A 14,504-nucleotide genomic window follows, 5' to 3' on the forward strand; every position below is an offset into this window, starting at 1 on the left:
GGCGGTGTGCTGGTAAAGGTGATACTTTGATTTTGTTTTGGTAAGTTGGAGTTTACCTGAAGTGTAGCTGCGACTGTATTGCTCATAGCAAACAAACAATATCCGGTTTTCGCATTAAAAGAACACCCTGAAATACCATAGTTCGGAGTGATTATTTTAATGCCTGCGTTCGGATAATAGTGTTTTGCTACAGTGGTAATTTGTAAATCCTGTTTCGTGATATGAAAATTTTGACAAGATACAGGTCCTTTGCCGTTTAAACATAAAGTTACATCAGTCGATGTATTTGCTCCAGATTGGACAACATTAAATAAGCTTCCTGGTTTGGCCAGAGCCAATGAGCTGAGCAACATAAGTATGCTCATGGATAGTTTATTAAGGCGTCCTTTCATCATTATTTATCCCTCTTTTTGCAAGCTAATTTACAACATCCTACATTTGAAGTACATGTATTGAATGGCTATAATTCATTTTTAATCTTTTTAAAATACACATGATTCAAAGAACAGGCGGTGCAAATCTCCCCTTACATTATGACAAAGTACCTTTATGGTTAAGTGAGCGCATGGCTAAATTAGGTGTGATCATGGCTCAGGCTATTGTTCATCATTATGGAAAAGATGAATTTTTGCGACGTTTAGCTAATCCATTTTGGTTTCAATCATTTGGTGCGGTTATGGGAATGGGTTGGCATTCATCTGGAATCACCACGAGCGTTATTGGGGCTCTTAAACGAGGTTTAGGCCCTTTAACTCAAGAGCTTGGAATTTATATAGGGGTCGTGTGGAGTAACCACCAAAAGTGTTAATTCTGGATTATTCCCTATCAGTCTTAACTTGCTAAACTAACTTTATGGAGAAAATAGTGTTGTTCTTTTTCCTTCTTCTGAATGCTCTAAATGAGTTACATTAGGTTGATAAAAGGTATAGCGTCATTTCGAATGAATAGATTATTTATAGGTTTCATCATTTGCCCTTAATTTCTTATCACCGTTAAACACGCACTGCGCACAATACGGCATTCGCATACGAAGATCCGGTGTGCAGGTTATTAATAATTTGATCCGTGTTTTTCGAAAGCCGCCCCTGGCCTAAATAAAAAAAGCGGTAGCCGCATTCCAAAGGCATCTCGCCAAACACGTTCGCTAATTGAAGACCTACGCCTGCGGTGGTACTGAACGTAGTGGAGGTGTGGCCTGAAAATGCATTATCAGGAGTCGTGATGCCTCCATCCAATGAATGCTCGGAAAATCCTCCAGCACGCATGAAATTAGGACCAATCCCTGCATCAACAGTCAAGAACAAATTGGGAACAGAAAGACTCTTTTTGGCTTTCACTGCCGCATAAACAGGGTAATGGGTTAGATTATAACCGTAGGATAAATTAGTGAATAAATCTTCTTGAAATACTGCTCCTGATACCGAAGTTTTGGGCAAATAAAAGAAATTAACGCCATAACTGAATTGCACTCGACCCGAATTATGCCCATCTATATAATAACCCAAACCAACCAGACCATTTGAACCATCCCGTTTGCTTAACGTAAGGTCATCACCAATTAAACCGTCAATGTCAATGTGCTGCGCTTTGCCTTGATGGCTCCAATAACCACCCGCTTGAAATACAATATGAGCTTGTTTGAGTGCTGAAATAAATGATGGAAAACTCAATCGCTGAGACGATTCAACTACAGAATCATGACTGGCATAGGCTACACTACACCCTAATAACAGCAAACTACTCCATATCCTTTCTCTCATCAACACTCCGTTAAAATAATCTTACCTCAATCAGCTTAACAAATAGAGACACAAAAAAATACTCCATTAAAAATAGAACAATAGCGTTGCTGGTTAAGACAATCTAAAGAGCCTGCTCAAATAATCGATTTACACGAAATCCAAGCAGCAAGAAAATCTGCCACTATAAACGTTATCCTGGGTTGCTTATCTAGTTTTTCAAAAGTCCTCTGACTGGCTCATAGATAATCGGGAATTTTACCTTGCCTTAAGAGAATGCCTCTTTAACGGACGAGAGGGGATCAATACCTGTACTCATAGGGGTGTAGCCTCTTGAAATTAATGAGGCTGTAGGTTAACTAATCCCCCTGTCTTTAGTCACGCACGTTTGCCGAAAGCTCCGTATCCAATTAAACATCTATTATATTATATAATATTTTATTATCAATTGTGGATTTTATGATTTATCATATTGATTAATATGGTAATTAAATTTACTCCAAGGCTATAAAATTCATAATTATCTCCACTGATTCATCAATTAAATACTTTGACGTATCGATTACAATTTGTTTGCTTTCCCAAAGCTCATAATTACGATCCAAAACAGCCTGCCATGTAGGTAGTTTATGGCCCTCTATATCTGCAATACGCTCCTCCACGCGACTTTTATGTATTTTTTCATTAGAACAAATAAGTTCAATCTCAATAAAATCAGATTCAGTTTGTTTCGCTACCTGTTGCCAATCTTTGCGTGTTATAGCAATCGGATTTTTTATCATTTTCACTTTTTCTTAAAAATGTGCAAGTTTTCCACCAGATGATTTCGAAAATATTAACTTTAAAAAGTTAGGGCGCGTTGACAATTCATCCCTCCACCTATGTACCGCGACTTGTCAACACACCCTACTTTTTTGTGCTTCTAATTAATATTTCAACACATGATGCAACAACGATTATTTACCATGGCTTCATTTTTGAAAAAGGAGAAGGATTAAAGAGTTCTAACGCCTCATTTTTCTCTTTATTTTGCGTTGTTTCATCTTGCACATGGTGCTTATTTTTAATAGATGGTTTTGGTTCCATTGACAAAGGTGTAGGAACAGAACTTTTTGTTTCCTTGTCTTCATCCTTCGTTTGTAATTTTGGATTTTGTGAGGGCAGTAAATTATTAGCTAACTTCTGGATAAATTCATCATATAGCTTTACTGTAGGTAAGCTAATGTGAAGTGAAAGTATATTTCCTTCTTCATCTTGAACCGTGTTGATGCAATCATCTGATAATTGATGTTGTTCTTTAAACCCATTAAACTCCTTTATGATAGTGCTCATAAATTTTTTTAACTCTTCTCTCTGTTCTCTTGATAATGAATTAGGATCACACTGCAAGCTAATAGTCAGCGTCATCAATTCGCGATCAGTGTTAACAATTAATAATCCTTTAACAACTAGCTCAGCAATTACCTCTGGATTATAACTTTTTTTATCTAACTGAGACTCAGTGCCGTCTTCCTCACTACCTTCGATGAAACCGAACTCACCACTCAACTCTTCAGTAACATCAACTAATCGGTCTGTCTTGCTCAGGGATTTAGCATCACCCTTGCTGGCTTTTTCTTCTGATGTATTACCAGAGCCACTTCCCTCACCACCGCCACCGCCGCCACCACCTCCATGTCCGAAACAACGAGGAACTGGAGCAGTTTCTTTAAAACAAATCTTACAACGCGCTTTTGCTGATTCAGCAGCAGCCTCTTTTTTTTCTGCTTCTTTTCTAAATTGTTGTAATGCTAATGCAATGGAAGACTCTTTGGGTTCGACTTTAGATATCATGGTATCTTTCCTAATGCTTTCTATATCAGAATCTGTTTTATGAGATTTAATGGTCAATGAACTTAAATTTTCTACAAATAAGGCTCCTAATTTGCCAACTTTTGCTTTCATACTTTGCTCCGTCGAGGTTACTGCTCAATAAATTCATTATATCAAAATATAAATTGCCAATTGTATAAAATTTGTATAAAAAAAGGGGCAAACTCCTACAGTATATAATCAAAAAAGCCTCACTTCCCTAATAAGATACTTTCTTTTGCTATCAACGTAGGCGATGCAAAAGCTTTTTCAGCAAACCAATGAGCATATACTTCAATATCAGGAGTTAAAAAGACTTTAAAGTCCCATCCTAATTCGTCATGATTAAAAAGTCCTAATTCAATATTTTTTGCTTTAGCTAACCCTCTTATCATCCATTCTACAATTGCAGAATTTCCTCGACCAACCGGTTGCAATCGCGCAAGCCCATGAGCAATTTTTCCTGCATTAATTAAGAACTCATCGACGCCCTCAGCAGAGTTCCAATTACAACATGACTCAAAATAAGGTTGAATTAATTCAAATTGGACTTGAAAATAACTGGATTTGCTAGCATAGTTTTCTGCAAAAGGTGTCATGCAATGATCAATAACAAGAGTTGTTCGATTGTCTTGTTTGCCATAATCATGCAACGTAATCGTAAGTACCACTTCATCTTCAATAAATGGGAAAAGAGAATTCGTATTTTTTTCGTGTAATTTGGCGCGCTCATCCTCAGTTAATTTAATGCGAATAATATATTTGATTTTCTCTTCATGATCATTTTTTTGTTCTGTTACTTCAATGTTCTCCGTAGGTTTATTGATTAACTCATGAATGTGCTCGTAGATCTCATTTTTTTGTGAAGGTAAATCTCTATTTAAATTAAATTCATCTGTGGATGCAAATCCTGGTTTATTAAATAACCCAAATTGATGTCTTAAAGGACCATGTTTTAAAATTTTAGCTACTTCTCGCCTTTTATTTGCTAACCAAGCGTAGGTACATCCTACTTGGATGGATAATAAGTCTTCTGGGCAACGCAGATCTTTATGGATTACTGGAGGCTTCTCCGGAAAGAAGGAAAATAGATCACCTAATTCATTAATAACTGCCTCAGTATATCCTAACCATGCGTCCTGTTTGCTTGCATCAAAATCCTTTAAACGATCCTTAGAAGACACTGTTGAAAACACACTGTTCGGATTACTGCTTATTTGCAGATCTTTACCTTTATCTTTCATAATAAATCTTTTTCTGTTGAACCTTATACAAGTGTAGCGTATCAAAAAAGACATACTGGAAAATGATACAGCACCTCTTTAACTGCTAATTATCACAAGGAGTTTGACAATCTATAAACAGACTTATCCCCAGAAAATGTGTATAACTTAGAAAAGCAGATTTCATTTAAAAATAACTAAACCCCAGATAAAATAAGGAAAGATTCAAAAATTCGAGAAAAGATTCAACCCTCTCCGTGAAGAAATATCCACAGGATATGGGCGTTTGAAAAGAATTAAGGCATTGTCATTTTAAACAAACAAAAATTAAAAAAACAGTCTTGACTTGAACTATTTTCATCTTGATAGAAAATTATGGCATCAGGAAATATAAACGTTATATCAGAGAAGTAATGATTTTGGGCTTTATTAAATTTGCCCCCAATTTTGCTCTTTGAGGACAAATTTAATGTAATTTTTCTTGCTGATAACGACTCCTTTACTGGAAAACAAGTCGACCTTCTGGAATAACTGATGCTGTAGCAGCTTTATTTTGCTCGTACAACTCAAGCTTTATCGTAATATAATCTTTGTAGGTTTGTGCTGAAAGAGTTGTGTGGAGCGTCGCTAATTTCGTTTTACATGTTTTTTCTGCCTTTGGATATATTTCCATTGTTTTAATGAGGTAGTCAACGATTCTTTTTGAGAACAATGAATCATTTTCCATTGGATTTGAGTGATTTTTCGCAAACAGCGATTGCCGAAAACCAAACATCCCCTGATTCGCATATGCAAAACGATGAATATTTTGATGTAAGTCCATATAGAGTTGAGCCATACGCAGGCGAGCTTCGACACCGCTGGATTCAATCTGTCCATTTAATTGGTGAATATAGCTATTATCAAAATGATTATCGCGTGATTGCAAACGTTCATTCGTATAGGAATATTCCATCTTTTCAAATACTTGTTTCTTGAATTGATGAATAGTATGTTCATCGGCATAAGCTGGATCTAGAAACAAATACGCTACTTTATAATAAGAAAAACTGTCTCTAAAATTTTGTCGAGTCAATTCACGGTCCCCACTTTTAACTAAATTATCAATTAAATCATAAAGACGTTGAGGTGCGTTCTGAGGTTCCTTATCAAGCAAATCAATAAGGTAGTCCAAATTTTTCTTATCTTTTAACGCTTGAGGTAAAGTCAGATCATGAATATCATTTAAAGCTTGAAGCCATATAGGATGTTTATTGCTATTTTTTGATAGCACCATTGCATTTTGAACAATACTCTTACACTCAGCATTAAAACTTCTTTCTTGAGGGTAATTATTAGGACTAACAAGCGATTGGCATATTTCATAGGCATTTTCACACTCTTTCTGCATCGCTGGAGAATGAGTGCAAAGCTCATTTAAAATCTCTGTTTCAGTATATAGATAGGGGCGTGTAAGAAGTGAATGTGTCTTAGGATCATTAATTGTACACTCTTTTCCTTTACGATCTTCTCGCATCGTAATAAGTGCGGTGGTTAAATCACCATTTATTAAAGAATGATCAGCTGCCTCCATGCAGGCTAAATTTTCCAATGAATCATCAAACATCTGATTTTCTAAATAGGGATTTTCAAGCTGAATTTGTTTATACCCTAATGCTTTTTTCGTAATTTCGTATATTGTTGGCGCTAAATCTTCTTCATAGGAGCCTTGATACCTTCCTATTCGTGCTATATTCACAGTACCATTACTGCTATCAGTGATTGATTTTAAATAAGCTGCTGCATTTTCTTTTGAGTGGCGTGGATCCATGGTGGAAAGCAAATCAATCATCTGTCCTTTAAGCAAACCGTTTTCTTTTTTTTGCTCGAGAACTTGTTGATTATATTGCTCCGCAAGTTTTTTAAGTGGCTCTTGATTTTCTCCACTATTGATAAAAAATTCCTTAAAATCTTCTAATGTCTTTTGCAATCCAGGAACAGTGTCGTATAAAGCCTGATTACCCCACGTATTCTTTGTATTATACAAAAATGCAACGCCATTTCTTTCAAATTGAGACATTTTTTCCATACGAGGTTTCAACTCAGCATAACGCGCATTGGCTTGCTCTTGTGTAATACGACCCCTATCGAGATTTTCTTTGATCTCAATCAATGCACGTTCAACTGGAGCAATCATGTCTTCATAATATTGGCCTGGGCCTTGCCCCCAGGCAATGTCATAAGTTGTATATACCTTAGATATTTTTCCTGCCTCTCTCCATTCGTTTATCGCACCCGTGTATACAAATTTTTTAAATTGCGCTAAAGAAATCTGATTAGCCATAAGAAGATCGTAAGTCGGTCCTTTTGCCCCACCATGGGTAAAAATTGATACTTCTTTATAGCAAGGGAGAGCAGCCAAAGCAAAGACTGCTGCATTACGAACTACATGAGGGGGTTCTCCTGACCCAATCGTTCCATCATTATCAATTAATAATCTTATCATAAGTACTCCTTTGAGGATTTCAAAGTATCTGAAGTTTGTGGTTTAAAAAATCGCAACTCACTCTAGTTATAAAAGTAATTGTTTCTTCTTCATTATTTGCTTGAGATGAAAAACCTAAATGATGTGGAAGGAAAAAATAGCCCATTGAAACCTGTTCGACTAGGAATCCCATTTTTTATTTTCTTCATCAAGAAAAGTAGTCTTTCAATGAGTATTTATTTTATAGCAACAGTCTTATCTAAATCTGAGCAAGAGATTACATTTGATGATTGCCCATTCCTCATAAGAATGAGCATTAATTCTTGCTGGCTAAAAACTTCGGCCACTGTTAAGTTATTCCAAAATTTTTCTTTATGATTACGCAATATTATAAAATTACTATCTAATATCAAAAATTGCGTTAATGAGTTGGAACGAAAGCTTCCTTTCTCTCTTCAAAGAGAAAGAGATATTATTTGGTATTATGAGGTGTAAACTAGGGAAATTCATTTTTACCCTTCTTCTATCTTATTTTCCTTCCTGATGAGTTAGCCCCCAAATAAAAGCCCTTTTGATGCTGCTCCTTGTAGAGGGGCGGCATTATTAGGCTTAGATGAAGATAAACCTATGCATGCAACAATATTACTCTTTGGAAAACAACCACAACGACTTGTTATGCCATCGAAGGTAAAATGTGTTCATATTATTACATCAACAGTTTAAAGCGTTATCCATGTGCATATCTATTTCGGTAGATGGCGCTAATTTTGTTTTTGTATTATCTACTTTAAACATCCCTTCTGTATGTAAAGCAGGCATTAAAATTTTTGCTGAATCAAGTTGATTTGGATTAAAATTAGATACATTCTCTTCCAATGCTAATTGTTCTTCCTTTAATTTTTGTAATTCATTTTGGCATGCAGTATTTTCTTCGGAAAACTCAGAGAGAATCTTATTTTTATATTTTAGATCTCTTTCTAATTTAACAATGGGTTGTTTTAGTTTATAGCTTTCTGAATATGTATCGAACATATCATTGTTTGATTCATTAGCTTTTTTTTCTAAAATAATTTCCCCGACTAATCCTGAAATCCCCAGTCCAATTAATGTCAGTACTACTGGAAGCGGTGATACAACTGCTGCAACAGAAAATGCTAGCATAGTAAAAATCATCAAGGCATTTTTGCCAAATTGATACTTCTTATTCTCAGCTTTTAATTCAGCATATTTCTTTTCAATCTCTTGAATCCTAGTTCCGTTATTATTCTGCAAGATTTTCAGTTCATTAGACTTAATGTTCACTTCATCAGTCAATTCTTGACACTCTTGAGCTAAAGATCTGGATAAATCATTCTTAGCTGTAATAGCTTCTTTGACGTCATATAATTTGAATATATCTGTTATATATCCAATAAAAAGAGGATGTAAATTTTCGCTATGTGCTTTTTTTATTAAAGCAATTTTAAATGCTTTAATTTGATCCAGGGTACATTCATTTAACGGTTTTACTTTTCCATCTTTTTCCAGTAACTGAATATTTCCTGGGAACTCTTTAGCCAACAGTATTTGGTGGAGATTAACTATTTGTTTTTCATCGAAAAAGTCAAAAACATTTTTATTATCATAAAGATATTGAGCGGAGTGTGGCATATTTAGTATCAAAATAATTGTTATTTAAGTGCGCATTCTATCTTTTGTACATGGTTTAATGCAAGTTATTTGCCTATTTTGATTTAAAATTATCTATTTTTTGATCCGTATTGAGTACTAGATTTAGTCAACATTTATTTTAAGCAAAAGAGCCATTGCTTTCTCTATACAACAAAATCAATACATTTGAGGTAACAATCAACTTAACAAAAAATAACCCAAATCCACCACCAATTGTTGGATACACATCTCCAAAGATAAAAAATAAGAAAATTAAATTTGTCTAGATCACTTTTAATTTTTGAAGAAATATGGCATCTATCATGACGCATATTCACAAATAAGTTTATGCAGATTGGAAAATGAGTAAGTTGCTCGTGATTTTAATCATATTGTCCGACTTATTATTAATAACAAATATAAAAAGGAGAAAGATAAATATATGAACATTAAACAAGAAATGCTGACAAAAGATGTACATCTCAAAATAAATCAACAAGAATTTGAAGTAAAAGGAGTCTGCAAAAGCTCTTTATTTACAAGTTCAAGTCTTCACAAACATAAAAGGAAACAACCCTCATGAATGAGAACAATGCCCAAAGACAACTACGCTCGAACGAAGAGCTTATTCATTTTAGAAAAGAACACTTTTTACCTACTGCAGGATTTTATCATAAAGATCCAATTCAACTGGTCAAAGCACAGGGCACTTATGTATGGGACTCTGAAGGAAAACGTTACTTTGATGCCATAGGTGGAATTGTTTGTATCTCAGCTGGCCATAATCATCCTAAGATCAAAAAAGCACTTATTGAAGCACTAGAGGATGATGTAATTCAACACACAAGTCTTCTTTATTTAAATCAAGCACCTGTCGAAACTGCAGAACGTTTGCTGGAGGAAGCACCTAATGGTATGGACAGGGTATCCTTTACTAACTCCGGTTCAGAAGCTAATGAACTTGCCATAATGGCAGCACGTCACGCAACTGGCGAAACAATGGTAGTGAATGTACGCCACTCTTATCATGGGGGTACCTCTGCCGCACTTGCCTCATGTGGCCATTCAATCTGGCGATTCAGGGGACAGCCAGTTACCGGCGTAACATCGGCTCTTGAACCCTATTGTTATCGCTGTCCCTTTAAACAAAAACCTGGAAGTTGCAACCTGGAATGTGCGAAAAATGTTGAAACAACCATTCAAAATTCGACACACGGAAAAATAGCTGCTTTTATACTGGAACCCGTCATGGGCGTAGGTGGTTTTATTACCCCTCCTGATGACTATTTTACCGAGGTCGCTCGTATTGTTCATAACTACGGTGGTAAATACATCAGTGACGAGGTACAAACTGGAGCAGGCCGTGGAGGTGGTGATCTTTTACTTACCAAAACTTTAGATATCGATGCAGATATGGTAACCATGGCTAAAGGATTAGGTAACGGCGCAGCAGTTGGGGCAATACTTATGAAAACTGAGGTTGCTGAAACAATGACTGGTAAAACGTATTTTAATACGTTTGCAGGTGACCCATTACAAATGATCCAATCTAGGCTTACATTAGAAATTATTAAAGAAGAACAGCTTATTGAAAATGCACGTATTATGGGCGATCTATTAAAAGATGGTTTTCATCAATTACAGAAAAAACATCCCCTCATTGGAGATGTTCGGGGTCGCGGTTTGCTTTTAGGGATTGAGCTCGTCAAAGATCCCATAACAAAAACGCCTGCATCTGATGAAGCATTTCAGTTAATGGATCTGTGTAAGGATAAAGGGTTATTAGTTGGAAAAGGAGGACAGTTTGGTAACGTCTTTCGAATAGCACCACCGTTGACAATTAATAGGGATCAAGCGAATTTCATTCTCGAAACACTTGATCAATCTTTATCAGAATTAGCACGATTGTATACTTTATAAAAAAGTATGTTGGGTCTAGATGGCCTGAAATCAGCAGCCCGGCTTGCTTTGCAGCTGGGCAATCATAAATTTAAACATTTTTACTCCTAAAATCCTCTAACAGGAACATCTTTTGGATTAGGATTAACGTCGGTATTTTCCAATTTTTTAGCACTTTGAAAGAATGTTTGCCCAGAAGATTGCCAAAATTTTGGTGTATTACCGGTTATTGCGGAATAAGCAAGAACGCCTAAGCCAGGAAGAATACCTGTCACCAATATACTTAGGGCGATCATTGTATATCTTTTCCATGCAGGATCTCGATGGGCTTGGATAAGCCGTTCTGCTTCATTTAACTTATTATAGAATTGGCCAACTTTGACACTAGGCTTGTTCTTTGTTTCAAGTATGTCATACAACTCGCTAACTTTATCAAATTTTCGCTTAAGAATCTTAATAGACTCATTTTCTGGCCAACTTTGAATTTTTCTCACATTTTGAACAAGGTTAGGAAAGTCATTAATATTCAGAGCAGGATCCACAGATTTTTTTATTTCTTTAGCTAAATGAATTAAATAATCCTTAGTTAATGGAGTTAGTTCTCTTTTAATAATGATTTGAAGATTAAATTCATATTCATCATCAACCGTTGCTGTAGTATTTTGTTCTGCTTCTAATATTTTCAATTGTTGATTGAGATGAACTATATTTCCACGAAGATTACGATTCTCCTCCTCAAGCAGGGTGTTTGCTCTAGATAATTCAACAATTAACTTTTGTTGCTCTTCATTAGTAGAAGTTAAGGCATTTACCAATTGTATTTGCCTATCCTTTTCATCAGTCAACAAGACAATCAGTTTTGCCTTCTCCTCTTTTCCAGAGGTTAATGATTTAATAAGTTCCGCTTGCTGTGTCATACCAAGTTCTAACTTATTAATCATTTCGGCTTTCGCCCCTACCTTAAGTCTCAAACCCTTAATCAGTTCTACTTGTTCTTCAATAGTAAGTTTTAGCGCCTTAATGAGCTTAGCTTGCGTTCCAATATCAAGATTCAACTTTGTAATTAATTCATCTCGATTATGAGCATCAAGCTGCAACTTACTAATCAGTGTTGCTTGATCTTCAACCTTAAGCTCTAATTTATTAATCAATTCTGCTTGTTGTTGCCTATCTTGAGCCAACAGCGCTATCTGATTCGCTTGTTGTTCATTAGTGGAAGATAACTCTTGAATCACATGTAATTTTTCTTCAATAGTTAACACTAAAGGATTAACAACCCCCATTCCTATAGATAGTCCTTCAATTTGTTGGAAAAGCTCTTGATTTTCATCTCCAAATATCTTTTTAACATTTTGTAAAGGTATCTTATGACGATGGATGTATTGGGCTACTAGATAAATGACACGCGCTTTATATTCTTCCAACTCTATTTCAAATTGCTCATAATTAAGGCTATTATCAAGTACTTTAAAGTCGGGAAGCGCTTTTCTAAATTTATCGAGTTCATTGGAAGATGCAATAACTTCTTGAATAATATGAGGTAATAAATAAGTTAGATTTTCATCCACAGCTTCATCGATTAATAGGCAAGACCACTCACGGCTATTTATAGCTAACTCACTAGAAAACTCAAGTTTGGACAACTCTGAAAACTCTTGATCCAAAAATTGTTTCACCTCATAAGACAGTGGATTTTTTTCCTGAAGTTGTTTGGATTTTGATGTAAATCTTTTTAACCTTTCTATTAATAATTCATTTTCGAAGGTATTTCCCTCTACTCTCTTCTCTTCTAAGTTATCAATAATTTTTTGAATTTTACCATCTAACTCATTAAGAAATTGTTTTTCTTTTAATTTATTTGCAAGCTCCCAGTATTGGCCTGTTAAAGTATTGCGTTTCATGGTCAAAGTAGCTTCTAAATCAGATTTTAATTGCTCAAAAATCTTCTTAGCCAATTCATTATGGGAATCATTTTGAGTGAAACTTGAAAACACAGAAAATGTTCTTTGGACTGCTTCGTAAACAGCTAACCGTTCTTCAGGGTTTATTAATTTATTTTGTAAATAGGATTGTCTTACCTCTTCAATAAGGGTAGTTATACCTTGTAAAAGTAAATCAAACCCCTCTTTAGAATCTATAGCATGGGCAATTTTATCCAACATTATTGATTCATTCATATTCTGAAGCTCTGCTTTTGGCTCCTTTTTTTTCAAATCTTTCAACTCTTGCAATTTTTTTGTGTGTTCACAAATTTTGACCAGACGTTGCATGGCAATATCCAAAGTCTCACTAAGAGGAATATTATCTGATAAACCTAACTCATGATTTAAATGCATACGAGCATGCTCGTAATTAAGAAAATGCCCATCTGGAACTGGGGGAATAATCGCGTCTAGAAAAGTATCATTATGAGCTTGATGATGAACAATCCGCTGATCAGTAACATTCCATATTAATTTAAGTAAGGCTTGTTCTTGTCCAAGTACTGCATAGGAAGTTTTATTGTAATTTAAATAAGCCTCCCTATTTTCGATAATCTGATTATACAATTTAAAATATAAATCTTTTAATCGTTTTTCCCAAGCAGGAAATTCCTTTTCAAATAGATCCGACATTAATTCAGCAAACGGATCATCTTTCTGTGCTCGTGGAGTAATGTTTACTCCATTTCGTTTTAAGAAATCAATCAGTTTAACCACAGCGAGCTCTTGTACATGGGCTGTGGATTTTTCGGAGGGATTCTTACCTCTTTGTTGATCCAAAAGATTTCCTGAACCTGTTCCATGATGCCCTGGTAAACTTTGCAGTTTAAATTTAGTTTCTGGAGAAACACTCTTAGGTACAATTGGTTTAAAGCAACGTGTACGCTCGTTCTCATAAACAATCTGTTCATATTCTTTAACAATTTTTGGTACTTCATAAAAACGAGGATCTCTCCAGGCCAGTGAAGAAACATGAGTAACTCCTACATAATTTCCTCCAGGAACAGGATCGATATTCAACATAGATATTTTTACATCACTTATATGTTTACTGATTTCATCCCATTTTAAACTCTCAAAAGTACCTTTATGGGAGCCAGACATCGCCGTTTTAGTATACTTACATACACTATTTAAAATCTCAGGACTAAAACTATTTAATCCCTTTTCTTTTATTAGATTTTGTAAGCGCTCTAACTCATGAGCAACCAATATCGCCTCAACAGCGCCGCGGCTATGAGCAATGACACTAATATTGGTTTCTCCTCGGCTTATTGCTTCTAATACTGCAGCAACTCCCCGTGCAATTCTATCTCCAACCTCTGAACCCAAAGTAGTAGGGCCATCAATCACAGCTACGTCTTGATTTCTAAAACGAGTCACATCATCCGTAGGCATTGTTGATTCTTTGTTAATTAGCGTGGAAATGTAACTTAATGTTTCTGCCCTATCATATGCATTTTCAAGGTGATCTGGCGTAAATTGGGTATCAGTACCCAATAAAGTAAGCGTGAAAGACATAATTAATCCCAAACAACATCAATATCTTCATTATAAAATGAAGGATGTTAAGTAAATATTAATTCCAGACAACTTAATTTGAATTCACTTTGTACGGGACAAAAAACTTTGAAAAAATAAATAAAGGAAGAAAGGATAAGAAATAACTCGCTGATTTTAAATGTATTTCATATAA

10 protein-coding genes are annotated in these 14,504 nt (G+C 35.3%); 2 read left to right on the forward strand and 8 right to left on the reverse strand.

The annotated features are described in order from the left end of the window. The coding region (locus Lsan_RS22715) for a hypothetical protein (protein WP_420324301.1) at nucleotides 1-395 on the reverse strand (395 nt) is incomplete at its 3' end. A gap of 98 nt (nucleotides 396-493) precedes the next feature. Between Lsan_RS22715 and Lsan_RS17205 the strand changes: the two genes are divergently transcribed. Beyond that, nucleotides 494-808 (forward strand): DUF763 domain-containing protein, encoded by a 315-nt coding sequence (locus Lsan_RS17205; RefSeq protein ID WP_058515346.1) that lies wholly within the window; start codon nucleotides 494-496, stop codon nucleotides 806-808. A 184-nt stretch (nucleotides 809-992) separates the two neighbouring features. On the opposite strand, the gene Lsan_RS17210 is transcribed toward Lsan_RS17205, so the two are convergent. The 6 genes from Lsan_RS17210 to Lsan_RS17235 all read right to left on the reverse strand — a co-directional run bounded on the left by Lsan_RS17210 (nucleotide 993) and on the right by Lsan_RS17235 (nucleotide 8,927). Then, complete coding sequence (locus Lsan_RS17210; protein ID WP_058515347.1) at nucleotides 993-1,760, reverse strand: hypothetical protein; 768 nt, start codon at nucleotides 1,758-1,760, stop codon at nucleotides 993-995. 473 nt (nucleotides 1,761-2,233) lie between these two features. Then, nucleotides 2,234-2,521 (reverse strand): hypothetical protein, encoded by a 288-nt coding sequence (locus tag Lsan_RS17215; protein WP_058515348.1) that lies wholly within the window; start codon nucleotides 2,519-2,521, stop codon nucleotides 2,234-2,236. A 178-nt stretch (nucleotides 2,522-2,699) separates the two neighbouring features. Then, the gene (locus tag Lsan_RS17220) at nucleotides 2,700-3,683 is read right to left on the reverse strand and encodes a hypothetical protein (protein WP_237762181.1); all 984 of its coding nucleotides are present in this window, start codon (nucleotides 3,681-3,683) and stop codon (nucleotides 2,700-2,702) included. Nucleotides 3,684-3,802: 119 nt separating this feature from the next. After that, nucleotides 3,803-4,834, reverse strand: a complete 1,032-nt coding sequence (locus Lsan_RS17225) for a hypothetical protein (protein WP_058515349.1) — start codon at nucleotides 4,832-4,834, stop codon at nucleotides 3,803-3,805. A gap of 478 nt (nucleotides 4,835-5,312) precedes the next feature. Continuing rightward, nucleotides 5,313-7,298 carry a hypothetical protein gene (locus tag Lsan_RS17230; protein WP_058515350.1) on the reverse strand — a complete coding sequence of 662 codons (1,986 nt, stop codon included), beginning with the start codon at nucleotides 7,296-7,298 and terminating at the stop codon, nucleotides 5,313-5,315. 690 nt (nucleotides 7,299-7,988) lie between these two features. Further along, complete coding sequence (locus Lsan_RS17235; protein ID WP_058515351.1) at nucleotides 7,989-8,927, reverse strand: hypothetical protein; 939 nt, start codon at nucleotides 8,925-8,927, stop codon at nucleotides 7,989-7,991. A 579-nt stretch (nucleotides 8,928-9,506) separates the two neighbouring features. On the opposite strand from Lsan_RS17235, the gene Lsan_RS17240 reads away from it, so the two are divergent. Further along, nucleotides 9,507-10,847 carry an aspartate aminotransferase family protein gene (locus Lsan_RS17240; RefSeq protein WP_058515352.1) on the forward strand — a complete coding sequence of 447 codons (1,341 nt, stop codon included), beginning with the start codon at nucleotides 9,507-9,509 and terminating at the stop codon, nucleotides 10,845-10,847. 86 nt (nucleotides 10,848-10,933) lie between these two features. On the opposite strand, the gene Lsan_RS17245 is transcribed toward Lsan_RS17240, so the two are convergent. Further along, on the reverse strand, nucleotides 10,934-14,329 hold the full coding sequence (locus tag Lsan_RS17245) for an alpha/beta hydrolase (protein ID WP_058515353.1): 3,396 nt from the start codon (nucleotides 14,327-14,329) through the stop codon (nucleotides 10,934-10,936). Nucleotides 14,330-14,504: the final 175 nt, after the last annotated feature.

It is taken from the genome of Legionella santicrucis (assembly GCF_001468135.1).
In the GTDB taxonomy this organism is placed as follows: domain Bacteria; phylum Pseudomonadota; class Gammaproteobacteria; order Legionellales; family Legionellaceae; genus Legionella; species Legionella santicrucis.

Bases quoted from the DNA above. Each gene is read 5' to 3' on its own strand.
- Lsan_RS17205 (WP_058515346.1), top strand. From the start codon at position 494: ATGATTCAAAGAACAGGCGGTGCAAATCTCCCCTTACATTATGACAAA.
- Lsan_RS17210 (WP_058515347.1), bottom strand. From the start codon at position 1,760: ATGAGAGAAAGGATATGGAGTAGTTTGCTGTTATTAGGGTGTAGTGTA.
- Lsan_RS17215 (WP_058515348.1), bottom strand. From the start codon at position 2,521: ATGATAAAAAATCCGATTGCTATAACACGCAAAGATTGGCAACAGGTA.
- Lsan_RS17220 (WP_237762181.1), bottom strand. From the start codon at position 3,683: ATGAAAGCAAAAGTTGGCAAATTAGGAGCCTTATTTGTAGAAAATTTA.
- Lsan_RS17225 (WP_058515349.1), bottom strand. From the start codon at position 4,834: ATGAAAGATAAAGGTAAAGATCTGCAAATAAGCAGTAATCCGAACAGT.
- Lsan_RS17230 (WP_058515350.1), bottom strand. From the start codon at position 7,298: ATGATAAGATTATTAATTGATAATGATGGAACGATTGGGTCAGGAGAA.
- Lsan_RS17235 (WP_058515351.1), bottom strand. From the start codon at position 8,927: ATGCCACACTCCGCTCAATATCTTTATGATAATAAAAATGTTTTTGAC.
- Lsan_RS17240 (WP_058515352.1), top strand. From the start codon at position 9,507: ATGAATGAGAACAATGCCCAAAGACAACTACGCTCGAACGAAGAGCTT.
- Lsan_RS17245 (WP_058515353.1), bottom strand. From the start codon at position 14,329: ATGTCTTTCACGCTTACTTTATTGGGTACTGATACCCAATTTACGCCA.